The 20,580-nt window shown below is 28.7% G+C and carries 31 protein-coding genes and 1 tRNA gene; all 32 read right to left on the reverse strand.

The window, feature by feature from the left end:
• Window positions 1-69: 69 nt before the first annotated feature.
• Window positions 70-231: a hypothetical protein gene (locus tag I6E15_RS07495; RefSeq protein ID WP_235247218.1), complete on the reverse strand. Its 162-nt coding sequence runs from the start codon at window positions 229-231 to the stop codon at window positions 70-72.
• A gap of 185 nt (window positions 232-416) precedes the next feature.
• The gene (locus tag I6E15_RS07500) at window positions 417-794 is read right to left on the reverse strand and encodes a hypothetical protein (RefSeq protein WP_235247219.1); all 378 of its coding nucleotides are present in this window, start codon (window positions 792-794) and stop codon (window positions 417-419) included.
• Window positions 795-802: 8 nt separating this feature from the next.
• Window positions 803-1,243, reverse strand: coding sequence for a phage tail tube protein (locus I6E15_RS07505; protein ID WP_235247220.1), 441 nt, complete (start codon window positions 1,241-1,243; stop codon window positions 803-805).
• Window positions 1,244-1,255: 12 nt separating this feature from the next.
• Window positions 1,256-2,374, reverse strand: a complete 1,119-nt coding sequence (locus tag I6E15_RS07510; RefSeq protein WP_235247221.1) for a phage tail sheath C-terminal domain-containing protein — start codon at window positions 2,372-2,374, stop codon at window positions 1,256-1,258.
• Window positions 2,367-2,828, reverse strand: coding sequence for a phage tail terminator family protein (locus tag I6E15_RS07515; protein WP_235247222.1), 462 nt, complete (start codon window positions 2,826-2,828; stop codon window positions 2,367-2,369). Before I6E15_RS07515 ends, I6E15_RS07510 begins: the two co-directional genes overlap by 8 nt.
• Window positions 2,829-3,197, reverse strand: a complete 369-nt coding sequence (locus tag I6E15_RS07520; protein WP_235247223.1) for an HK97 gp10 family phage protein — start codon at window positions 3,195-3,197, stop codon at window positions 2,829-2,831. It abuts the gene before it with no gap.
• Entirely contained in the window at window positions 3,187-3,555 is a 369-nt protein-coding gene (locus I6E15_RS07525) for a hypothetical protein (protein ID WP_235247224.1), read from the reverse strand. Before I6E15_RS07525 ends, I6E15_RS07520 begins: the two co-directional genes overlap by 11 nt.
• Complete coding sequence (locus tag I6E15_RS07530; RefSeq protein WP_235247225.1) at window positions 3,533-3,874, reverse strand: hypothetical protein; 342 nt, start codon at window positions 3,872-3,874, stop codon at window positions 3,533-3,535. The genes I6E15_RS07525 and I6E15_RS07530 overlap by 23 nt, the downstream gene beginning before the upstream one ends.
• Window positions 3,875-3,926: 52 nt before the next feature.
• The gene (locus tag I6E15_RS07535) at window positions 3,927-4,757 is read right to left on the reverse strand and encodes a hypothetical protein (protein ID WP_235247226.1); all 831 of its coding nucleotides are present in this window, start codon (window positions 4,755-4,757) and stop codon (window positions 3,927-3,929) included.
• A gap of 22 nt (window positions 4,758-4,779) precedes the next feature.
• A complete protein-coding gene (locus I6E15_RS07540) occupies window positions 4,780-5,319 on the reverse strand; it encodes a capsid assembly scaffolding protein Gp46 family protein (protein ID WP_235247227.1) in 540 nt (179 codons plus the stop codon).
• Between the two features lie 254 nt (window positions 5,320-5,573).
• Window positions 5,574-5,777 carry a crAss001_48 related protein gene (locus I6E15_RS07545; RefSeq protein ID WP_235247228.1) on the reverse strand — a complete coding sequence of 68 codons (204 nt, stop codon included), beginning with the start codon at window positions 5,775-5,777 and terminating at the stop codon, window positions 5,574-5,576.
• 99 nt (window positions 5,778-5,876) lie between these two features.
• Window positions 5,877-5,963: transfer RNA gene (locus I6E15_RS07550), tRNA-Ser, on the reverse strand.
• A gap of 213 nt (window positions 5,964-6,176) precedes the next feature.
• Window positions 6,177-6,380 (reverse strand): hypothetical protein, encoded by a 204-nt coding sequence (locus I6E15_RS07555; RefSeq protein ID WP_235247229.1) that lies wholly within the window; start codon window positions 6,378-6,380, stop codon window positions 6,177-6,179.
• The gene (locus I6E15_RS07560) at window positions 6,380-8,155 is read right to left on the reverse strand and encodes a minor capsid protein (RefSeq protein ID WP_235247230.1); all 1,776 of its coding nucleotides are present in this window, start codon (window positions 8,153-8,155) and stop codon (window positions 6,380-6,382) included. Before I6E15_RS07560 ends, I6E15_RS07555 begins: the two co-directional genes overlap by 1 nt.
• Window positions 8,133-9,467 (reverse strand): phage portal protein, encoded by a 1,335-nt coding sequence (locus I6E15_RS07565; protein WP_235247231.1) that lies wholly within the window; start codon window positions 9,465-9,467, stop codon window positions 8,133-8,135. The genes I6E15_RS07560 and I6E15_RS07565 overlap by 23 nt, the downstream gene beginning before the upstream one ends.
• Window positions 9,468-9,479: 12 nt before the next feature.
• Window positions 9,480-10,910 carry a phage terminase large subunit gene (gene terL, locus I6E15_RS07570; RefSeq protein ID WP_235247232.1) on the reverse strand — a complete coding sequence of 477 codons (1,431 nt, stop codon included), beginning with the start codon at window positions 10,908-10,910 and terminating at the stop codon, window positions 9,480-9,482.
• The gene (locus I6E15_RS07575; RefSeq protein ID WP_235247233.1) at window positions 10,897-11,298 is read right to left on the reverse strand and encodes a terminase small subunit; all 402 of its coding nucleotides are present in this window, start codon (window positions 11,296-11,298) and stop codon (window positions 10,897-10,899) included. Before I6E15_RS07575 ends, terL begins: the two co-directional genes overlap by 14 nt.
• 113 nt (window positions 11,299-11,411) lie before the next feature.
• Entirely contained in the window at window positions 11,412-12,413 is a 1,002-nt protein-coding gene (locus tag I6E15_RS07580; RefSeq protein WP_235247234.1) for a hypothetical protein, read from the reverse strand.
• Window positions 12,414-12,422: 9 nt separating this feature from the next.
• Window positions 12,423-12,857 carry a Panacea domain-containing protein gene (locus tag I6E15_RS07585; protein WP_235247235.1) on the reverse strand — a complete coding sequence of 145 codons (435 nt, stop codon included), beginning with the start codon at window positions 12,855-12,857 and terminating at the stop codon, window positions 12,423-12,425.
• A 93-nt stretch (window positions 12,858-12,950) separates the two neighbouring features.
• A complete protein-coding gene (locus I6E15_RS07590) occupies window positions 12,951-13,364 on the reverse strand; it encodes a sigma factor-like helix-turn-helix DNA-binding protein (RefSeq protein ID WP_235247236.1) in 414 nt (137 codons plus the stop codon).
• A 10-nt stretch (window positions 13,365-13,374) separates the two neighbouring features.
• The gene (locus I6E15_RS07595; RefSeq protein WP_235247237.1) at window positions 13,375-13,596 is read right to left on the reverse strand and encodes a hypothetical protein; all 222 of its coding nucleotides are present in this window, start codon (window positions 13,594-13,596) and stop codon (window positions 13,375-13,377) included.
• A complete protein-coding gene (locus tag I6E15_RS07600; RefSeq protein WP_235247238.1) occupies window positions 13,597-13,773 on the reverse strand; it encodes a Trm112 family protein in 177 nt (58 codons plus the stop codon).
• Window positions 13,770-14,255 (reverse strand): DUF3310 domain-containing protein, encoded by a 486-nt coding sequence (locus I6E15_RS07605; RefSeq protein WP_235247239.1) that lies wholly within the window; start codon window positions 14,253-14,255, stop codon window positions 13,770-13,772. The genes I6E15_RS07600 and I6E15_RS07605 overlap by 4 nt, the downstream gene beginning before the upstream one ends.
• Complete coding sequence (locus I6E15_RS07610; protein WP_235247240.1) at window positions 14,255-14,599, reverse strand: hypothetical protein; 345 nt, start codon at window positions 14,597-14,599, stop codon at window positions 14,255-14,257. The genes I6E15_RS07605 and I6E15_RS07610 overlap by 1 nt, the downstream gene beginning before the upstream one ends.
• Window positions 14,596-14,793: a hypothetical protein gene (locus I6E15_RS07615; RefSeq protein WP_235247241.1), complete on the reverse strand. Its 198-nt coding sequence runs from the start codon at window positions 14,791-14,793 to the stop codon at window positions 14,596-14,598. Before I6E15_RS07615 ends, I6E15_RS07610 begins: the two co-directional genes overlap by 4 nt.
• A gap of 8 nt (window positions 14,794-14,801) precedes the next feature.
• A complete protein-coding gene (locus I6E15_RS07620; protein ID WP_235247242.1) occupies window positions 14,802-15,554 on the reverse strand; it encodes a hypothetical protein in 753 nt (250 codons plus the stop codon).
• Window positions 15,541-15,888 (reverse strand): hypothetical protein, encoded by a 348-nt coding sequence (locus tag I6E15_RS07625; RefSeq protein WP_235247243.1) that lies wholly within the window; start codon window positions 15,886-15,888, stop codon window positions 15,541-15,543. The genes I6E15_RS07620 and I6E15_RS07625 overlap by 14 nt, the downstream gene beginning before the upstream one ends.
• A 12-nt stretch (window positions 15,889-15,900) precedes the next feature.
• The gene (locus tag I6E15_RS07630; protein ID WP_235247244.1) at window positions 15,901-16,647 is read right to left on the reverse strand and encodes a crossover junction endodeoxyribonuclease RuvC; all 747 of its coding nucleotides are present in this window, start codon (window positions 16,645-16,647) and stop codon (window positions 15,901-15,903) included.
• Complete coding sequence (locus I6E15_RS07635) at window positions 16,628-16,834, reverse strand: hypothetical protein (RefSeq protein WP_235247245.1); 207 nt, start codon at window positions 16,832-16,834, stop codon at window positions 16,628-16,630. The genes I6E15_RS07630 and I6E15_RS07635 overlap by 20 nt, the downstream gene beginning before the upstream one ends.
• Window positions 16,835-17,154: 320 nt before the next feature.
• Window positions 17,155-19,296, reverse strand: a complete 2,142-nt coding sequence (locus I6E15_RS07640; protein WP_235247246.1) for a phage/plasmid primase, P4 family — start codon at window positions 19,294-19,296, stop codon at window positions 17,155-17,157.
• 18 nt (window positions 19,297-19,314) lie between these two features.
• Window positions 19,315-19,926 carry a hypothetical protein gene (locus I6E15_RS07645; RefSeq protein WP_235247247.1) on the reverse strand — a complete coding sequence of 204 codons (612 nt, stop codon included), beginning with the start codon at window positions 19,924-19,926 and terminating at the stop codon, window positions 19,315-19,317.
• 19 nt (window positions 19,927-19,945) lie between these two features.
• Entirely contained in the window at window positions 19,946-20,578 is a 633-nt protein-coding gene (locus tag I6E15_RS07650; protein ID WP_235247248.1) for an AAA family ATPase, read from the reverse strand.
• Window positions 20,579-20,580: the final 2 nt, after the last annotated feature.

Consider the following 20,580-nt stretch of genomic DNA (forward strand, 5'->3'; position numbering starts at 1 on the left):
TAGACATACATTACCAACTTTCTTATATTTTTTAATTTGTTGATAATATATATGTGTCCTTTATGGGTATCATATCACTGCTTCTTTAGGTGTTTCTGTTATTGTAGTATATTCATAATGTCCATGCCTCAAACTTGCTTTTCCACCATAATACTCATCATTACTGTAACTTTTTTTCCCTAAAACTATTATGCAAATAAAAATCAAAAAAAATGAAAATAATTTTTTCATAAAATTACCTCCCTTAAAGTTTATATCTACTCTAAGGATAGTACATTTTATAAAAAAAGTCAAGTTTTACTCCAAGGCAATCATCATAAAAAGAAGTTCATCATCAGTATAGCCTTGTAAATCTTTTAAAGAATGTCCTTTATTTAAGTATTTAGCGACTGTTGAAACTCTCCAGTCGCTTTCTATTAGTTTTTTATTGCATCAACCTTTGTGTCTACTTTTTTTATTGAGTTTTCAGCATTTTTTTCATCTAAAACAAGTTCAGCTAAATTACTTGCTATCCCAAGTCCAAATACTTTTTCGACAACCATATAAGGTGTATCTTTACAATTAAAATGCTCTAATAACTTATTGTCATTTAGAGCTGGCTCTGCACAACAATTATATACCAAGTCGAACATAAGCTCTTCATAATCTTTTATGTGTTTTTCTTTTAGCTCATCTATTTCTTTTGTAGGAGGGATTCTTAATTTAATTTCTCCCTTCATTTTTTCTATGCTGACATTAATAAATCTATCTTCCTCTTTAACCGCTTTATTGATTAAATCTTGTATACTTAACATAACTCCTCCTACTTAATTTTATCTGCGAAAGATGTTTCCATCGGATTAAATCCAAAATCATATTCTCTAGTTTGTTTTGATGCCTTTTCCCCAAATCCTAAAGGAAGTTTATTTAACCAAGCAGCAGGAATATTTATTGTTTCTATTTGTCCATTAACTGCATCTGGATCTGCATTTTTTAAATATAAATCGAATCTTTTATCTTTTCCTTTTAAAAGTTCCTCATAAACATCATTAAATCTCGAATATACTTTATCAACAGTAATTGTTCCACTTCCTTTTACTGCTGTAATTTTAGAATCTACTCCTAATCCCCATTGTACATCTTCTCTAGTAATCTCAACATCAGCAGTAACTGCTGTTACTTCTGCTATATCTTGATTGTCTACTCTTAATGTTCCATAAGCTCCGCTTATTACTCTTAAACCAGTAACTTTCTCTTGTGCCATCTATCTACCTCCTTAATATTGAATACCAAGTTGAAGATTTACCATAGTGTTAGAAAATCTAACTTGACCATATAAGAATACTTCCTCTCCTGTAGGATAAGTTCTTATTTCTGTTTCACTCATTGTGTCTGGATCTTTTCCGTCAGTAACTATATATCTTTTATTAGCTTCTACATCGATATCGATTTTATTATCAAAATCAGGAGACAATACATTTGGTGCTAACTCTTTAAAATATACTTTATTTATGTTATTACAGAAAGCAATTTTATTATCATAGTTATTAATGTATAAACCACACCAATAATCTTTAAAAGTATCTTCAATATCAAATTTTACGATATTCATTCCCTCAAAAATCTTAATAAATCTTGTTCCTGGTTTCCAAGTGCTGTCAAAAGTAGTTTTTGAGTTAATTGCAAGTCTACATTTTACAACATCATCATCATTATACATTGCAAATTTACCATTTGCAGGCTCTACATTGTCAACTAATGTGATAGTAGGAAAAACTATGTTATCAAGTGATCTGTTTAAAGGACAACCAGCGATTGCTCCAGCTACCATTACAGTAAATTTTTTAGAATCATAAGATTTTATTGTTTTATGTTTAACTTCTTTATTTGCAAGTTCTACAACTCTACAATCATCAGATGCAGTAGCGAAAGCAGATACATAAACAACATTTCTTGTATTTGTTTTACCTTTTATCCAAGTAACAACTTTCCCATCATCTTCATTTTCAAGCTCTGGGCAAGCAAGATGTGTAACTTTTAATGTTTCTAATTCTTTTAAAAATACAGCTACATCATCAGAACCTTTTCTTCTTATCATAACTTTATAGGGAGAAAATACCTCAAAAGCTGTTTGAACTAAAGCAATATTTTCTTCTGTCCAATATTCTGTGGATAAATCTGCAACAGATTTAATTGTAGTCCATTTATCAATTTTTGTTGTATCAGTTAAGAAAAGTACAAGGATTCCTCTTTCACTTCTTTGAACAGCTGTTCTTGCTAAAGTTTCAAAATATACTTTTATCACAGGATAAGGATTTATTTGACCGACTTCTGCTGCTTTAAGCATACTTCTTAATTTAGCTCTTGTTTCATTTAATTTTGCTAATTCATTCATCGTTTACCTCCAATTTTAATTCTTTCATAAGCTCATAATCAATAGGTTTTCCATATTTATCAAATAACTCAATAGAAAATTCATAATGCCCTATATTATCAACTATGTGCATTCTTGTATCTTTTAAAGTTAAGTATCTATTTTTTTCTTTATCATCAAATGAAATACTTAATATCTTATTACCTAAAACCTCAAAATTATCATCAAGATTTTCAAGAGCTATAATAGTTTCTGAGTTATTTCCCTCTTTATCTTTTGAAAAATATAAAATGTCAAAGTCCAATTTCTTTAACTCTCTATAATTTCCATTAAACTCTTTTTGATAATCTATAAGGTTTATATAGTAACAAGGTCTTTTTATTTTTGTTATATCTTCGTAATAAACAGAAAGCCCCAACTTCCCAATAGCAGAAGTTAGAGCTTGTCTTATATCATTATATTTAATTGTTATCACCTACTTTATTAGGTTTTTATACACTATTTCTAAATCTTTATAAAAAGTTGCTTTTACTCTGTTGATTCCTTTATGTAACATATATCTTCCTTTAACAAAACCAACAGTTTTCTTTCCTCTTACTATTCTATGACCCCACTCAACGTGATGAGCATATGCTGTAACATTGAATACAACTTGTTTAAATTTTCCATTATTTTCCCTCTGCCAAGCATTCCTTAAAGTTCCTGTATCAACAGGAGTTAGCCTTTTAGTTTCTCTTATAACTTCATTAGCTTTCTTTCTTAAAAAAGTTTCTGTTTGTTTAGGAAAATCTTCTCTCATTTTCTCAAGTTTTTTTATCCAATCGTCCATTCCATCAATAGCCATTTTCAACCACCTCTTGTAAAACTATCTCTTGATGTGGCAATACATCTAGGTATTTAAAAGGTTGAGTGGCTCTTGCTGTATATTTTTGATTTCCTCTAAAAATTTCCAGCTTGTCATTTTGTAGAACTTTAATTTCTAAAGGAACAAATAATTTAAACTCTTGAAGAGAGGATATATTTACATCTCCACCAGTAGCTCCAAGAGTTTGTTGAGATAGCCTGCAAGGATTATTTTCCGATATTAATACATCTTTTAAAATAGTCCCTCCATAGCCATCGTCAACTTCTTGAGGTCTATAAATAGAAAATTTATCAGTATATAAAAAGCCTAAGCCTTTATTTTTGAATAATAGTCCCAATAGTCCCCACTCTCCTAAATCTATTTAGTTGTTCTTTCATAGAAATTAAAATCAAATCAGATGAGCTTTGTCCAGTATTATACTCAATAGAAGTATCTCCAGCGGTTACTCTTTTTACTTCTTGCTCTTTATTATTTAATTGTTCAAGAGCTATTGCCTCAGCTAAAGGCTCTATAAGTTCTGATGGAAAATCTTCTCTGTTCATATAATTTAGACATTTTCTGACTTGCATTTTAATGATAAGTTTTAATTTACTCTCATTCTCTTCAGATAAAAAAGTTGATAAACAATCATAAATTTTATTAATTGTCTCTTCCATAAAAATTCACTACTCCTTTTTAGAACCCCTAATTTTTCTATTTAGGGGAACATTAGGGTCTAGTAACTCCAGCAAGTCCTACTTTTTTATTATTTAATACAAAACAATCGTGGTAGTATCTTCCAAGGAATAAAGTCCCTGAAAAGTTTTCAGAATCTGTTACAACTCTATATTCAGCAAGTTTGATAGGTGCTACTGTAGCAGATCTGTGAGCTACTAAACAATCATATTTGACTGTTGTGTCACTAGTATTATCTTCCATCCAAGCCTTAGTCACTTCTACAATAGGTACTCCATCTATCATTCCAACTTGACCTTTAATAAGCATATCCTGAGCTAAATCAGAAGCTTTAATGAAAGAAGAATCTAATTTTAAAGCTTTTAAAAACTCAGGAGTTACATATGCAACTCTTCCAGCTTTAGGAACAAAAGCATTAGTTAAAGCAACGTTAGCATCTAAGAATTTTTCATATTCTTTTCCTGCTGCTCCTGTAATTTTATTATTTCCAGCTGTAACTGCATCAAGCATTATTCCAAATCTGTATTTTTCGACCTCAGGATCTATAACTTCTCTTTTTTGTCTTGCAAGAACTTCTCCAGCTTTTATTTTAGTTTCTTCTTCATCCATTTTATCCAATAGAATTTTAAAAGATCTGTCTTTTCTCATTGTTAACTCTTGAAGAGTATTAGAAAGCATTTCGACATCTCCATATCCTTTGCTTCTATCATAATCTTTAGTTGTTGCTGTACTAATTGATGTAACTTTAACTGTTTTTGCTCCTACAAATTCATAATCATTGTTTGTTGCGTGATGAGATACTGTTGAAGGTGAAAATCTCTCATCTATTTTACTTGAATATATTTCTGTGTAATTCATTGACATTAAAAATCATCTCCTTATAAAATTAATATGAACTATAAGCTTTATCAAAAGCTTCTAATCCTTTATCTGTTTTTGTTTTTTCTCCAGAACCTCCGTTTAAATTATCAGGTGTTCCACCAGCTTGGGATTTAATATACTCTCCCATAACCTCATTAAATTCTTTAACTGAAGCCTCAATATCTTCTTCTGTTTCTCCTGAAATTCTAGACATAAACTTTTCAGGTAGTTTATATTTAGAAAGAAAAGCTTTTTTAATACCATCAACTTCAATTTTCTTTAATGCTCCCTCTTTTTCAGCAAGAAGTTTATCTCTTTTCTCAATTTCTAATTTGAACTTTTCCTCAGCAGTCATATTAGCGGTTTTTATTCTCTCTTCGTAGTCTTCGATACTTTCGTTATGCTTTCTTTCTAATTCTTTTTTCTCTGCATCAAATTTTTTTCTTTCTCTTGCTAATCTATCATTGATTGCTTTATCTAGCTCTTCTTGAGTAAAAGTTTTATCTCCTTCAGCAAATATCTGAATGTTAAATCCTCTTGTCTTAAAAAAGTTGTTTTGTTTCATAAATTCCTCCTGTTTAAAGTCCTGTATGACTGTTATATCCTATGTTTAATGTCCATAGTTCGACAATTATTTACTTCTATAAAAATATGATCCTGGAATCCCTTTATCAGGTACTCTCAATTTAAAAATATCTTCTGTTCATTTTTTTCTATTTTTATATGCTTTAACTAAAGCTAAAACTCCAACTAAAGCAAGTCCAAAAAGAACAGCATATCCAGCACTAGTTATTCCTTCCATAAATATCACTCCTTTTTTTATTTTTGTTTATCATATTCTATTCTTTCTTTTAAAATAGAAGCATAAGCTAACATATGCTCAATTTGACAAGATAATTTAATTCTTTGAATTTCATCAGTAAAATTAGGATTTTTAATTTCCTTTTCTACAAAAATTGTAGCTTTTTCTATTTTTTCATTTATTTCTTTAAGCTCCAATTCCATTCTTTCAATATGCGTCATTTTCTTTCATCTCCTTTTTCGTTGGTTAAGGGAATGGTTGGAGACTTAACCCAACTCAGTGCAAAGCACAGGATAACTTGAAATATCACATTCCCATATTGGCGGAAGTAGAGGGATTCGAACCCACGAGAGCTTTTAACTCGACAGTTTAGCAAACTGTTGTCCTACCTACTAGACAATACTTCCATAAATAAAAACGACCTTGTTATGGTCCACTTAACTAAAAAGTCATAGGTGCAACAAGGTCTATATCCTAATTGATGTCGTGCAATGAACGACAAATAAAAAAGCACCTGAATTTCTCCAAGTGCTTAGCTACATAGCAACGACTAGTCTAAAAATTGCTATGTAATAAAAACCTCTACCTCGTTCATTTAAGAACTGTAGAGGTGTTGATGTCTAAATGTTAAAAAAAACTTGTTTTTCCTCAATAGCTTTTGCTAATTTCTCCTCCCCAATCTCTTTTAATTTTTCTAGTCCCTCGTTATACTTATCATTGATTCCCTCGAGTATAAGATCTGTAGTAAGTCCCATTTCAAATAATATGTCTTCTATTTCTTTTGTTTTTGTTTTATTGATAATATAGTCATCATAAAATTTCATTATATCACTCCTTTTAATTTCATAACATTAGCGATTATTAATTGAGAAATTTTACTATTTACTTCTCCTTTATCTAAAGCTGTTTCTACATTTCTTTCTATTGCTTCCATTTTTATATCAGGAGAATTTCTTTTTATCAAAGTTTTTATTTTACTTTTATTATTTCTAGCATAATCTAAATATTTTTTATAATAATTTTCCTCAACATTTATTTTATCCAATTCCTTTTTTAAAGATATCCAAGCGGGATTCTTTCCTGCTATTTTTTCTTTCCAAGCTATTTCTCCAAAATCTTCTATAGTTTTACAATTTTTAAATTTTTCTATTTTTTTCAATTTTGGTAATGTTTCAGCTAAATAAGATGGATAAGAGGGAGAGATAGGAATTTTATTTCCTAACTTTTTCATCATATAATGAGCGGAACATTCAGCGAAAACATCGTCCATATATGCCCATTTTATAAATTGTTCTTTAGAGTATACAAAATCCACTTCTTTATTATGCCCTAAAGCGTGATAAGCCTCATGGAATGCTGTCTTCAATTGATAATATTTACTTCTATTATCATCTTTTTCTAAATTATAAGTTTTTACCAATAATTTTGATTTTTCTGAGTTTATTGGTTCTAACCCCAGTCCACAGCTTCCTCTCGCATCCATACTTTTTATAGTTACTTCTAAGTGATTTAACTCTAAATTAGATAATAATTTTTGGGCAAATTCTTTTCTAGGTAACTTTTTATTTAAGCCATACAATTCACCCTTTTCTTTTAGTATATCACTTTTTATAGGTTCTGTCTTCTCTTTTTTAGATTTAGTCTTTCTAGTTTTTATATCCTCATAATTCATTACTGGAATAGTTGTACTTCTGCAATGAGGGTGCATAGGTGGATAATTAACTCCAGTTCTAGCATCTTTCATTTTAAATATTTGTCCATTTAACTCTCTACAAATATCAGAAGTTCTACTATCTATCTCAGCTAAAAACTCATACTCTTTGATTCCTGCCTCATCATAGGATAACTTAGTACTTTGATTAAGTGCATAGTTTAGTTCTGTTCTAACAAGCCTTTCTGTGTTATATCTATCATTTTCAAATCTTTTCTCAATTCTATCTGATAAATCTTTAACAGATACTCCTTGCATAAATGCTTGAATAATTTCTTGCTTTAAAACTCTTGCAAGAGCTGAACTGTTGTCCCAAATCCTTTCCGAGAAATTAGAGCCACTCCAAGGCTGTTGCATAAGCATTTCAATAGTTTTTTTGGGTAAAACTGTATTTGCTCCATCAAGTCCAAATTCTGTGGTTTGTATTTTAAAAAAATCAGAATAAGTTTTACTAACACCATCTCTGACTACATCATAGTCTTTAATACTTTTCTTAGCAAGTTCCATATCTATCTGAGTGTTAAGGCTTTCTAACCTTGTGATTCTAGATTTAGTTGCTAATGTTTCAAGCTCTATCCTTAACTTTCTAGCAAACTCTGGAGATATTTTTTCAAGTCTTTTTATTTCTTCCTCATATTCTTCAAGTGTCATTCTCCACTCTTTAAACTCTGATGATGTTAGATAAGTTACAGCCTCTATATAAGATAATTCTGTTTTATCCATATAACGAGCTACCAATTCACTAACAGACTTCCTTATTTCTTTTTTAGCTTTTAAATAATGTTCTTCTAAAGCTTTTTTTACTTCGCTGCCTTTAGCATAAACTTTATTCTCATTTTCTATTGCTCTCTTTTCCCAATATTCTTTACTCTTTTGCTTGTTGTTCATTGTTATCAGCTACTTTATTAAAATTATTATAATCAGCATAGATATTATTTTCTTCTGCTTCTGATTTCATCTTTTCCATTTCTATTTTTGCATCTTCAACCTGAGGGAAGAGAGAAATAATAGTTTCATCAGACACTAATCCTTTTAGATTTTTCATTATTTCTGAAATCTCTTTGATATTTCTTGGTAAGTTTCTAGTAAATACTTTTTGAATTTGAGTAGGTTTTATCTTTAGCCCCAGATAATCAATTATAAGTTTTAATCTCTGATTCAAAGCATCTTTAAAATACATTTCTTTTTGAGAGCCTAATTGCTCAAGAGGAAGTAATTTAAACTCTAATGCAACTCCAGAAGTATTTCCACTAAATTTCTCATCTCCCATATCTGGAGTAAAAGAGAATTTATGAATATCATCATTAAGTCTATCTTTTACATTTTGAGAATATGTATCATTAACTTCTTTTATAAGCCACTTAGCATCTCCATCACCATTAACATTTAAAACTTTTGTTTCTTTTACTTCCTTTATATCTTCTGCTGTAGTTCCACCAAGATTTTTTAATACCAAATAGGCATCTGAAAAGTCTGTAAGATCGTCAATAGAAGTCGAAACAGCTGTATCGTAAGCATCTATATAAGTAATTACATTTTCAAAATCTCCCTTTTGATTTTTATTATTACTATACTCAATAATAGGTACAGAACTAAATCCGTGAAGTTTTTTGCTAATTAAATTTCTAGCATTGTTTAGATCCTTAGCACTCCAATTATCTGTTACCTCATATTTATAAACAGCTACTGTTGTATTATCATAAACCTCAAGAGTAACTTCTATTTTATTGGTTTCAATCTTATTAATTCCAAATCTAACAGCTCCTATAATATTTCTATCAATAGTATTATCTTTTATCACAAATACATCTCTAGTATCTAAACATTTAGATTTTAATTCCATTGCATTATCTATATATAAAAGTTCATAAGCTTTACCAAATATAGAGGAGTTTAATGCCAATTCAAAATTTGTTTTTTGTTCCTCTTCTGTTGCTAGATATTCACTTAAAATATCATATCCATTTAATCCATTGTCAGCTTTATAACTGATTGGTTTTCCTAAAAAATAAGCAGTTGCTATTGTTGTGATATAACTTGCATACCCACTAACAACTTTAGCATCTGCTTTATCTTTTGCTCTATTTCTTTTACTTAAAATATTATGTTTTCCGTCGTAATAATCATACAGTTTTTGAAGTTTTATCAGTTCAGTTCCTCTATAATCTTCAAATCTGTTATGAAGTTCTTTTAATTCCACATCACACCCCCCTTATCTGATACCTAAAGAACTTTTATTAAATGTTGTAATTCTATTTCTATTATTCATTTTTTCTGCTACTCCAGTTAAAGCATCTGGTCCATCATCGTGTTTATTTTTTCCTTCTTTTTGATAAGTTAAAATAGCTTTTGCAAATTCAGGGAATCTATCAACCCAATTTTTAGGAAAATATATGTGGTCCATTACCCAAGTGCTGTTCGATAGAATCCTTGCATTTTTATTTGCGGACTGATGAAACCAATCTATTCTAGTTCTATTATTTTGCTTTTCTCTAAGTTCTCTTTCAATAGCCCTTGCAAATCCTCTACCACCATTGTTAGATTCTATATCAGCAATATTTACACTATTTTTTATAAGCATTTCTGCAACTGCTGGTTCAGTAAATTCCATTGGTTCTTTGGTATAAAGAATATCTAAGATATAAGCCTCTTTGTTATATTCCCCATAGCAAATAGAGCATAAATAATCTTCTCCTGTATCTGCTGTATCTGTATAGTTTCTTATACAAGTGAAGAGAGGTTTTCCAGAACTATCAGTTGGAATATTCTCATAAGTTTTTATATTTGTGTATAATCTTCCTTTTAAATCAATAGGCTCTTGTTGATAGTTTGCACTTGCAATCTCTGGTCCCATAGCTCTTATTTTTGAATTATAAGACTTTAAACTCAATATATCATCACAAAGCATTGTCCCATCATCTTGGAGAGCTTTCATAATAATATGCTTTATTTTCTTTCCCTCTTCCTTATAATGTTCCAAAGCCCTTCCAGCAAGATCTCCACTTGCCCACCTTGTCATAATGATAATGTTTTTTCCACCTTCTTCAAGTCTTGATAACATTGTCTGAGTAAACCAATCCCATTGTTTATCAAGCACATTTTCATTAAATGCCTCTTCACTATTTTTTATAAGGTCATCTATTATAAGCAAGCTACAACCAAAACCTGTTGCAGTTCCTCCTGGAGATGTAGCAAGATAGTTATTATATCCACCTTCTAAACTCCAAAGATTCATTGCTCCATCACCGTGTTTTATATGAGTATTAGGAAAAATATCATTATAAACTATCTTATCTTTATCAGCTTTTGTTTCTTGAATAGTATTTCTTACATTCTTAGAAAACATAGTTGATAAGGTTTCATTATATGAACCTGTCATTATCTTTGTATTTATATCTTTGCCAAGTAGCCACTCAACTAATAAGCCTACTGTCCTTGATTTTCCGTGTCTAGGTGGAAGATTTAAAATTAAAACTTCGTCTTCTCCCTCTATAAATTCCTGCAAGTCATTACATAGATTTACTAAAAAAGGTCTATCATATTTATAAAAGTCAGGTGCTTTTAAATGACAATAAAAAAAGAACTCACGTCTTGCAAGTTCCAATTTTGCTTGTTTTATAATTTCTTCTTTACTTATCACCAAAAACCACCTTCTTTAATTCCTCAGTAGTAAATCCAGAGAAAGGATTATCAGTCTTTAACTCTCCCTTAACTTCTACTTTATCTAGGAAAGCTCCATTTGTCTTGGCAATATATTCTGATGCTTTTAGTCTGTCTTGGGTTTTTTGATTTTTATTTCTTAAAACCTCAGTCCAAAATTCTTTCACTTCTTTTATATCAGCAATTCTATTATCTTCTACTTTTTTATTAAGTTCTTCAATATACCCACAAATACCCACACTTTTCATTAATTCGTGGATTCTATTAACTGCATAACTTTCACTATATCCAGCTTTTCTTGCCGATTCAGTAGCATTTCCAGATGCTACATAAAATTCACAGAAAGCCTTTTGTCTAGCATTTAGTTTCACACTACTTCACCTCCTGGATATAAAAAAAGAGACAGTTTTTTCTTCTGTCCCTTTTGTAATAAATTTTCCACATATATTATAGCATATAGCAAGCATAACATACTATAACATAATTACTTTTTTTTATTCATATTTTCTTTATACTCTAAAAAATCATTTTCTAATAAAGATTGTTCTTTTTTATAATTTATTATTTGAAGTTCTAAATTATTAAGTTTATTATCCATTTCTTTTTCGTAACTTTCTATTTTTTCTTTTAATTCTTTATTTTCTTTTTCTAATTTCTTAACAATTATATTGTTTTTCTTTTCATACTTTTCTGTTTTTCCTTTTAAACATAAAGTTCCTCCAAATATAATCATAAAGAAAATAAAAACTAATATTATCTTTTTAAATAGATGCTTTTCTTTTCCTTCCTCAACCTCTATTCTAAAAAAAGACTTTATCATAGATAGAATAGAATAAACACCTACTATCAAAAATACATTAATTCCTGAAAATAATATAATTCTATCAAGAACAAGGTAATCTTTTGAATTTTGAAAAGCAACAAAGTTTATTTGAATAAAAGAAAAAGCCGTAAAAACCAAAGATGTGACCGTTAATATACTTTCTTTCATACTTGCATTTTCTTCTTTAATTGCTCGTGAAGTTTTTTCTATTTCCTGATTAAAAACTTCTGTTTGTAGCTTTAAATTTTCACTCTCTCTTTTTAATTCTTCGTTCTTTTTAGCTATTCTTGTAGCTTCCTCTCTTTGTACCTTATTAATCATTCTTCCTATTAAAATTTGATTATCTAATTTTACTGATAAAATTTTTATATATTTTTCATTTTGATAAAATTTCTCTTTTTCTTCCAAAGAAAGAGAAGCTTCTTCAGTATGTTCTATCAAATTATCTTGTTCTTTATAAACTACTTTTAATCTTTTTCTAAAATCATCCTTTTCTTCATCTGTAAATTGTGCTAACTTATCTTTTTTTATCTCTTCTCTCAATTCGTTTAGTTGTTTATTCACATCAAGTAATTTTGAAAAATACTCTTCTAATTTTTCTGAAAATCTATCTTCTATTTCTAAATCTCTAATTCCAGTTTCAAGTTCTGTAAATCTTAACATCTAATCACCCTAAAAAATAAAACCATTTTTTATGTTAGCTATTTCATTATGACATTGTCTTATCTGCTCTAGAGTTATTAATGTTCCTGGACCAGCTTCCCAACTTCTTTGCCACGAATTATAAGAATGAGTCAAATTCACTAAATCATATGCACTTCTACTTCCTAACCCATTTATTATTATTTCTATAATTCTTACAAGCGGTTCTTCTGCCACTTCTTGTGAATTTTTTAGATTATCATAATTATATTTAAATTCTCTATATGCTTCTGGAACGACTGGACCATATTGCCAAGCTTCTATTTCATCTCTAAAAGCTGGTTGATTTAGATAACGTAATGAAGCAGCTTGAATAAAATATAATAATTTTTGTAAAACTAAATTAGATGTATTTGGATTTAATCTCAATATTAAAGAACATATTCCTCTTAATCTCTCTGTCATTTTTTCCACCAATCCTTTCTGTGTTAGAATTAATTCTACCATTCTTTATAAAAAAAGTCAAAATATATTTTACTATTTTGACTTTTTTCTTTATTATAAAGTTTCAAAATTTTCTAAAGCTTTTTTATGTATTCTATGAATATGCATTACTGAATAATTTAATTTCTTTGAAATCTCTTCCCAAGTTAAATTCATAACATATCTTGCCTGTAATAAATTTTTTTCATTAGAATTTTTCAGTTTTAAAATTTCTAAAATTAAATTAGCTTGAAAAGTTTTTAATTCAAGTAATCTATCTTTTATAAGGTTTTCCACTTCTATAATTTTATCTATTTTTTCAATTATGTTAGTATCATCTTGCAAAGGTCCACCTTCTAATTTATCTTTTGAATATTGAATAGCTTTCACATTATCAAGATTACTTTCAAGTTCTTCTAAAGTCTGTTCCAAACTTTTAATCTCTTGTTTTAATTTATACCCTTGTTTTAAGTATTCTTTTTTATTCAAATTTTACACCTCACAAATATAAATTAAATTCATTTTCTAAAAAGTGTATTAGAACCATAAATGGCATAATAGGAATTAAAATTATTAATAGTAGTAAATCCTTGATCGCACTTTTTCTTAAATTTTTATCTTTCAAAAATCTTATAAATTTCCCAGTATCATAAACAATTACTACAAGATAAACAATAACTATGTAGAAAATATATAAAAGTCCAGCTATTTTTAAAATCATTTAATCCTCCTTCTTCCAGCTAGAATAAGAAATATGAACATTGTAATTATAAGTTCTTCCACAATTTTTACATATCATTTCATTATCTTTGTTTTCTTCAAAGTCTATTTCTTTTTCAGAGTATATAGCCCCACAATAGGGGCATATAAGCTCGTTAGCCTTTATAGTTTTCATCATTTTTCCTCTCTTTCGATTAACCAATCTAAATATTTTCTAGCTTTTTTATAATCTTCCAATCCATTTTTCTTCTCAGCTCTTAAGATATATTTGATGATGTTTCCTAGACAGAACCATTTGAAATATTTTCCAAGTATGACTCTTATAATATCTATAGATTCAATATTTAAACCTGGTAACTTATAATGTTTTGGACTATTTATATTATCAATTTTTTCTTCTGGGGCTTCTTCTTTTTGTGTCTCTTTAGAATTTAATTTTTTACACATCTCCAAAAACTCTTTTGCATTTTTTTTTAAAGTTTCATCTTTACTACAGCCATTCATTCTGTTAGCATATCCTTTTTCTACACAATTATCACGATTTGGAGAATTTATTGAACAAAATGGACATTCAGAACATCTAGGTTCTTCTCCATTAAGTATTTTTTCACAAGATTCTATATGTTGATTCGTTATTTCTATGAAATCTTCTTTTTTCATTATTTATTTTTCATCTCCTTTATAGTTTCTCCAAGTGCCTTAGAGATTTCTTCTCTCTTCTTTTCCTCTTTTCTATACTTCTTTAGTTGTTCTTCAGAAATTTTTACTATCATTTCTTTTTGTTTTAACTCTTCTTTAAGTTGTAAATTTTTATTCTCTAGCTCTTTATTGTCAAGTTTTAATTGTTCTATTAACTTTTTCCAAGATTCTAATAAATTATTTTTCGCATTTACCTGAACTATTAAATTTTCATTTTCAAACTTTAACTCTTTAAGGTCTCTATTTAAGAAAAATACCAGTTCAGACATACTAATCAAGGTTCTTTGGTTTTCTTCCAGCATCATTTATCACCTTCTTCATTTATCCACTTTTGACCTGCTAGAACTATCATTGACTTTTTATTTTGTTCACAGATAAACTCTAATAAATTTTTAGCAATTATTTCTGCTTGCTCTATTGTTATTTCTTGTTCTTCTATTTTCTTTCCAATAACAGCTTTTATTATAGGTTTTTTATTTCTTAGTTCAAAGGTTATCATTATTCCTCCTAAGCCATCATACAAGCATCTTCAATTTCAGAAACAACCATATTTATCAGTTTTTCAGCTCTAGTTAAAGAACCCTTAATCATAGTTCTTAACTTCTTATCATCTTTTTCGCTCCAGAAAGAAAAAATAACATCTATATTCTCTCTAGCATATTTAATTCTTTTTAAAATCTCATTTAAAAATTCAATTTCTTTTTGAATATTCTTTTCTTTTACTAAAATTTCATTAGGTATTTCATTTATTAGCTCACTTAACTTTTTATTAAGAATATCAGTCCTATCATCTTTTAAACGACCAATATATTTTTTTAGTATCTCCATTATGCAAGAATACAACCAATGAGCTGTGTCATCAGCCTTTTTATAATAAATATCAATAAAAGCTGTTTCATAACCTATAAACTCTTTTATAATGTCTAAATCTTTTTTCTCTTTTATTCTTTCAGTTATACAAACATCATCAGTAATTTTTTCAAGAGTTTCAATAACTTTATTCTTTCTTTGAAAATAGATAGTAATCATTTCATAAAGATTATAAAGATTTATGTAATACATAAACTTTTCTTCTACTCTTAATCTAAGATACATTCTGTCTACTATAAATTTCAACCTATCAGTTATTTGATTCATCTTCTTATTAGAAAGAGTTTTTATTCTTTCTTTTAAAGCTGGATGGTTAATCCAGCAATAATAGAAATCATCTACACTATTTTTTAGTTTCTTAGTATTTCTTTCAGATTTAATCTTCCTCATACCATTTCACCTCATAAATAGCAGTTATTATTTTTTCTCTAAGTTCATTGCTTACATTTTCTTCATCAAAAATCTTTGCTATTTTATTCATTAGTTTTGCATTTTCATCAGAAAAATAAGATTCAGCCTCTTCTTTATACTCCTTTTTAAATTTTTCTATCTCTTCAAGGTATTTTTTCTCAAATAAATTATCTGCAGTTTCTGGACAGTTTCTAGGATCATAAGCAGTAAACCAAAACTCTTTACCTTCTTCCTCACTACTATCTCTATATCTTTCACATCTATATTTCAATGGACAAGTCCTATTAGCACAATAACAAATATCATAATTCATTTTTAAACCTCCTTACATCAGACAAGCTTTTAAAATCATATAAGCATCAGCTGCATCATCACTATCAGCCTCAACACCTGTAAACTCAAAGAACTTTTGCATCATAAACTCTTTCTGTTCTTTTCTATGAAGAGGGACACCTTCAAATCTATTTTTCCAAAGGATTGGTGGAATAATTAGATATTCTATTCCCAATCTTTTGATATGATACATAAGCATTCCTCTAACTTCACTAAGTTTTGCTAAAACATCAGAATTTAAACCTAAAAACACATCTTCCAGGATGATATAATCAATCTTACCTTTTTCCAGTATCTCAACAATCTCTCCAACTATTTCAAATCCTCTTTCTCTAAAATCATCTTTATCAGATTTAATAGTTTTCCATCTTACAATATTTCCTTGGTGAGAGTATGCAATCCCAGTTGAAGTGGAAGACAAGTCAATTGACAGAACACTTTTAGTATTTAGATCCTTAGGAATTACACAGACTTTTTTAGTTTTAGCAACTAATTTATTTCTTTCTCTAAGATTTCTTTCAGTCTTAAGTCTTTTTTGCTTCTTTCTCTCAACTACATCTCTGCAAGTACCATTTCTAATTTGGTTGAGAGTAGTCATTTGAATATTGCTAGTTAATAAAAATCTAACTTCGTAACAATGATTAGTTTTTTCTTTAAAAAGATATTTATTAACTACAAACTTTTCGTTGTATTTATTTTCAAACTCTTTTCCAACTATCTCATTTAAGTCTAGTTTCATTTCTCGCCTCTTTCTCTCTTCTTTTTAAATCTTTGTATATATCTCTGAACTGTTGCTGGACCTCAGGACGCATTTTATCAAAATACCATTTATTCTTTTTTAGGTATTCTAAAAGCTCCTCGGAGGTTTCACAATAAAGTCCACGATAATAAAATTCTTTAAAACAAGCACCTTTTGGTAAATCCATTTTTCCTCCTGGCACATTTGCTGTAACAGTTGACAGCTTTTAAAATTTCTTGTAACGTTACAAAGTTAGTTAGTACCTATATTTAATGATTACTGTTACAACGTGACAGCTAAAGGGCAAGTTGTTTACACACTCACTTATTTATTCTTTCTCTCCTACCCTTTTTTTATATTACTATAATATTTATATATATTATTATATATAAAGAAAATACTGTCACACTGTAACACTTTAATTCTAACTTATTTATTTTAAACGTTTTAAGTCTGTGACAGCTTTTAAAGTTTCTTGTAACAATGTTACAGCAACTGTCACAAAATTTATTTTTTTATAAAATATCTTTCTTGTTTTCCTCTTTTTCTAAACTGTTTTACATCAAGTCCAAAATTTTTGCACATATTTTCTTTAAAGGTATTATAAGAAATTGCCTTATATCCATTTTTATTTGCCCAATCTTTATAACCATTCAATTCATATTGCTTATTATCCACATTAAAATGCCCCTCAAATATAGCTGTACAAGGATAGTTATTGATGATATAATCAAACTCCATTGGAATTAAACTATCATTTTCTAAATAATCAATAAACTCAAATAATGGGTTATTGTTTCTATTGAATTTATCTAAAAGTTCCTTATTTTTTTCTGTTTCACTAAACTTTTTATTTTTTAGAACTCTTTTTAGTCCCTCAATCCCAACCTTGATTAAATATTCCATACAATCTTTATTTTTGATTTTATCTAAAAAATAAGGGTCATAATCTTTATTAGCTTGTGTAAAACTGTTAAGAAAAGGAATTATAATTACTCTCCGTGCTGTTGCTCCAGTAGGATCTTTTATCTTAGGTATCTCATTAGCACTAAAAATAAATTTTGCATAACAGTTAAATTCAATAGGATCCTTCCCCTTTTGTTCTGCTGTGATAATATCTCCTGTAACTAATTTTCTAAAATTCTCACTCTCTGGAATATATCCACTCCCTATATCGTCACCAATATTTAGAAGTTTATTAGCTACTTGGTACAGTCTAAATCTTGAATTTGTAATATCATCTAAGTTCAAAGCACTAACATTACTTTTCCCTATCAGATGTGATAGAATTTTTAAGAAAGTACTTTTACCATTTGCTTTATCTCCAACAATTACAAATGCTTTTCCAAGCTCATTCTTAGTAAAAAATATATATCCTATAATCTCTTCTAGTAAGTTTCTAGCATCTTTTTCACTGCAAATAAATTTGTTGAGAGTGTGATCCATAAGTTCGCTATAAATATTAGGATTATAATTCCAAGAAATTTGATTAGTAATTACAAAGTCAGGACTAAAAGGATATAACTTATCTTCCAGTATCGAGTATATTCCATTGTTAAAAGCTACAACTCCATTATCATTTCTGATTTTTGGTGGAGCTATCAGCTTTAAATATTCAAGAATCTCTTTTCTCTGCCTAGAAGAAAGTTCTTCAATTTCTTTTATCATTAATTTTTGTATCTCTTCACCTTTAGCATAGATTTTTCCGTTGTATTGATACAACTCATTATCAATTTTTACTATTTTATATTTGCCTTTCAAATACTCCGCAAACTTAAAAAATAAAAACTTTCCTCTTTCTCCGTAAAATATACTTTTGTCTATTTCTATATTAGTTGCGTTTTCCACTATTTCTTTAACTTTTGATGTCCCCTCTGCCTGTAATACCTCATTAAAGTCTTTATATTTTCCAAGGTCCACCTCATATAATTTATGAGAAATAGAACTTAAAAGAGTTTTTATTCTCTCTTTTCCATCTCTTCCTGGATCATCATTATCAGTAGCTATTATTATCTTTTCAAATTTCTCAAGCCATAACTTTTGATTATCCACACATTTTACATTCTTTGCACCAAATGGAAGAGAGATTACATTATAGCAATCAGCTTCAACACAACTTAAAAGGTCAATCTCTCCCTCAACTATAATTACATAGCTAAAATCTTTTACATTATGCCAGTTAACAAAATAATTAGTCAGACTTCCTGGCTCTGATGATAATTTTTTATCAAGAGTTCTATATTTAATAGAAACTATCTTTCCTTTCTCATCTACTATTGGAATCATCATTGAATTATATTTACCTTTACGGCAAAAGGTATTTAAAAACTTTTCTGATATCCCACGTCCTTTTAAATAATCAATCCAATCTTGTCCTAAATGATTTTGTATTTGATTTTTAAAGAACTCTGTAAAATCTTTTGCTTTTTCTTTAGCTGGAGTTTCTATCACTTTCACATTTTTAATAAGGTCCATATCAAAATCTTCTATTTCAGATATATTGCCACCCTGACCTGTGGAGTGGCAATAATACTGTCCAGTAGTTACATTAACTGTAAAATCTGGATTATCTTTTTCTCTTTTACAAATAGGACAATAATTAAATCTTAGCTCATCGCCATATTGTTTATAGTTGTCATATTTACTCATTGTCCGTAATCCTCCTTACTAAAATGGAAACTCGTCATCATCTAAGCTAGTAGCTGTTGTAATATTTTTATTTGTTTCATAAGCTAAATCATCATTAACTGGTTTATTCTTTTCTTCTTTTGCATATTTATCCTCAAAGAATATTACAGTTGATGCCTCCATCTTATTTATAATTTCATCACTTGTTTTTCTTGATTTAATATCAAAGAAGTCTTTTATCTCAAGGTTGATGTTATCTCCCTCTTTTTTAGTTTCTATAATCATTCCTATTTGCTTTCCGTGTAAGTCTTGTAGGAATGTTCTTTCTATCTCTTTTCCACCGAATCCTTTAACTGTCTTTTTAACTTCTTTTAAGTTTTCAGATTTTAATTTGCAAAGATATAAAAGTCTGTTAAGAGATTTTGTAGCAAACTCATTCTCTGTACCATCACCTTTTAAAAACCAAAAGTTTACTCTTCCATAGTTCACATCATTTTCAAAAGCTATTGTTACTGCTTTGGCTTTTGATTGCTTTGAGTCTGTAAGGTATGCCTCTTTTATTTCCATCTCATATATTCCGTTTACTGTTATTTTTTCTCTAGTTCCTGTCTTAGCTGTTAAATCTTCTTGTTTAGTGTTCCATAGTGCCATTTGGCATCATCTCCTTTTTTTAGTTAAAATATTCTAATATCGCTTTGTTTATTAATGTTAAATCATTTTCTATATCATCAGTTTCAAACATCTCAATAGGACTTTTTGCAGGATCTTGTCCGTTGACTTTAAAGTTATAGTCATTCTCACTACCAAGAGCTAAAATAACTATTGAGAAAAGTCCCTCTACTACCAATTTTTCATCAAGAAATTTTCCTACAGTTTTCATTGAGAGTTTTCCATCTTGGTCCTTTTGAGTGTGAGCCATAAAATAAACTATTAAATCACTTCTCATCTCGTCTACCTTTTGAAAAATATCTACAATCCCAAAAGCTAACCTTTCAAATTTCTCAAATCCCCTTTCTTTAGCACTCTCTTTATATCCAAAAGTCAAAAGATAATTAAAATCATCTATTATGAGAGTTTTGATTTTATTGTTTGAGTTTATCTTGTCTAGTGCTGCATAAACTTTTTGAATGTTTGTTGTAACAAAAATATTTTTATTTTGTAAGCTATATGTTTTTCCAGATCCTTTAAAAGGAAGTGGTTTATCTACACACTTAATAACAAAAGTTTCTTCTGGAATAAGATTTCTTATTGATGTAGATTTTCCAGTTCCACTATTCCCTAAAATTAATACTTTGTAAGCCATTT

The organism is Fusobacterium perfoetens (genome assembly GCF_021531475.1).
Classification (GTDB): domain Bacteria; phylum Fusobacteriota; class Fusobacteriia; order Fusobacteriales; family Fusobacteriaceae; genus Fusobacterium_B.

Excerpts from the sequence above, each read along its gene's own strand:
- I6E15_RS07635 (WP_235247245.1), bottom strand. The coding sequence starts at position 16,834 with ATGGATTTACCAAAAGGTGCTTGTTTTAAAGAATTTTATTATCGTGGA.
- I6E15_RS07520 (WP_235247223.1), bottom strand. The coding sequence starts at position 3,197 with ATGGCTATTGATGGAATGGACGATTGGATAAAAAAACTTGAGAAAATG.
- I6E15_RS07580 (WP_235247234.1), bottom strand. The coding sequence starts at position 12,413 with ATGTTAAGATTTACAGAACTTGAAACTGGAATTAGAGATTTAGAAATA.
- I6E15_RS07555 (WP_235247229.1), bottom strand. The coding sequence starts at position 6,380 with ATGAAATTTTATGATGACTATATTATCAATAAAACAAAAACAAAAGAA.
- I6E15_RS07495 (WP_235247218.1), bottom strand. The coding sequence starts at position 231 with ATGAAAAAATTATTTTCATTTTTTTTGATTTTTATTTGCATAATAGTT.
- I6E15_RS07640 (WP_235247246.1), bottom strand. The coding sequence starts at position 19,296 with ATGAGTAAATATGACAACTATAAACAATATGGCGATGAGCTAAGATTT.
- I6E15_RS07630 (WP_235247244.1), bottom strand. The coding sequence starts at position 16,647 with ATGAAACTAGACTTAAATGAGATAGTTGGAAAAGAGTTTGAAAATAAA.
- I6E15_RS07595 (WP_235247237.1), bottom strand. The coding sequence starts at position 13,596 with ATGATTTTAAAAATAGCTGGACTTTTATATATTTTCTACATAGTTATT.
- I6E15_RS07545 (WP_235247228.1), bottom strand. The coding sequence starts at position 5,777 with ATGACGCATATTGAAAGAATGGAATTGGAGCTTAAAGAAATAAATGAA.
- I6E15_RS07600 (WP_235247238.1), bottom strand. The coding sequence starts at position 13,773 with ATGATGAAAACTATAAAGGCTAACGAGCTTATATGCCCCTATTGTGGG.
- I6E15_RS07645 (WP_235247247.1), bottom strand. The coding sequence starts at position 19,926 with ATGGCACTATGGAACACTAAACAAGAAGATTTAACAGCTAAGACAGGA.
- I6E15_RS07505 (WP_235247220.1), bottom strand. The coding sequence starts at position 1,243 with ATGGCACAAGAGAAAGTTACTGGTTTAAGAGTAATAAGCGGAGCTTAT.
- I6E15_RS07625 (WP_235247243.1), bottom strand. The coding sequence starts at position 15,888 with ATGAATTATGATATTTGTTATTGTGCTAATAGGACTTGTCCATTGAAA.
- I6E15_RS07530 (WP_235247225.1), bottom strand. The coding sequence starts at position 3,874 with ATGGAAGAGACAATTAATAAAATTTATGATTGTTTATCAACTTTTTTA.
- I6E15_RS07620 (WP_235247242.1), bottom strand. The coding sequence starts at position 15,554 with ATGAGGAAGATTAAATCTGAAAGAAATACTAAGAAACTAAAAAATAGT.
- I6E15_RS07615 (WP_235247241.1), bottom strand. The coding sequence starts at position 14,793 with ATGATAACCTTTGAACTAAGAAATAAAAAACCTATAATAAAAGCTGTT.
- I6E15_RS07605 (WP_235247239.1), bottom strand. The coding sequence starts at position 14,255 with ATGAAAAAAGAAGATTTCATAGAAATAACGAATCAACATATAGAATCT.
- I6E15_RS07560 (WP_235247230.1), bottom strand. The coding sequence starts at position 8,155 with ATGAACAACAAGCAAAAGAGTAAAGAATATTGGGAAAAGAGAGCAATA.
- I6E15_RS07535 (WP_235247226.1), bottom strand. The coding sequence starts at position 4,757 with ATGTCAATGAATTACACAGAAATATATTCAAGTAAAATAGATGAGAGA.
- I6E15_RS07500 (WP_235247219.1), bottom strand. The coding sequence starts at position 794 with ATGTTAAGTATACAAGATTTAATCAATAAAGCGGTTAAAGAGGAAGAT.
- I6E15_RS07585 (WP_235247235.1), bottom strand. The coding sequence starts at position 12,857 with ATGACAGAGAGATTAAGAGGAATATGTTCTTTAATATTGAGATTAAAT.
- I6E15_RS07650 (WP_235247248.1), bottom strand. The coding sequence starts at position 20,578 with ATGGCTTACAAAGTATTAATTTTAGGGAATAGTGGAACTGGAAAATCT.
- I6E15_RS07540 (WP_235247227.1), bottom strand. The coding sequence starts at position 5,319 with ATGAAACAAAACAACTTTTTTAAGACAAGAGGATTTAACATTCAGATA.
- I6E15_RS07610 (WP_235247240.1), bottom strand. The coding sequence starts at position 14,599 with ATGATGCTGGAAGAAAACCAAAGAACCTTGATTAGTATGTCTGAACTG.
- I6E15_RS07510 (WP_235247221.1), bottom strand. The coding sequence starts at position 2,374 with ATGAATGAATTAGCAAAATTAAATGAAACAAGAGCTAAATTAAGAAGT.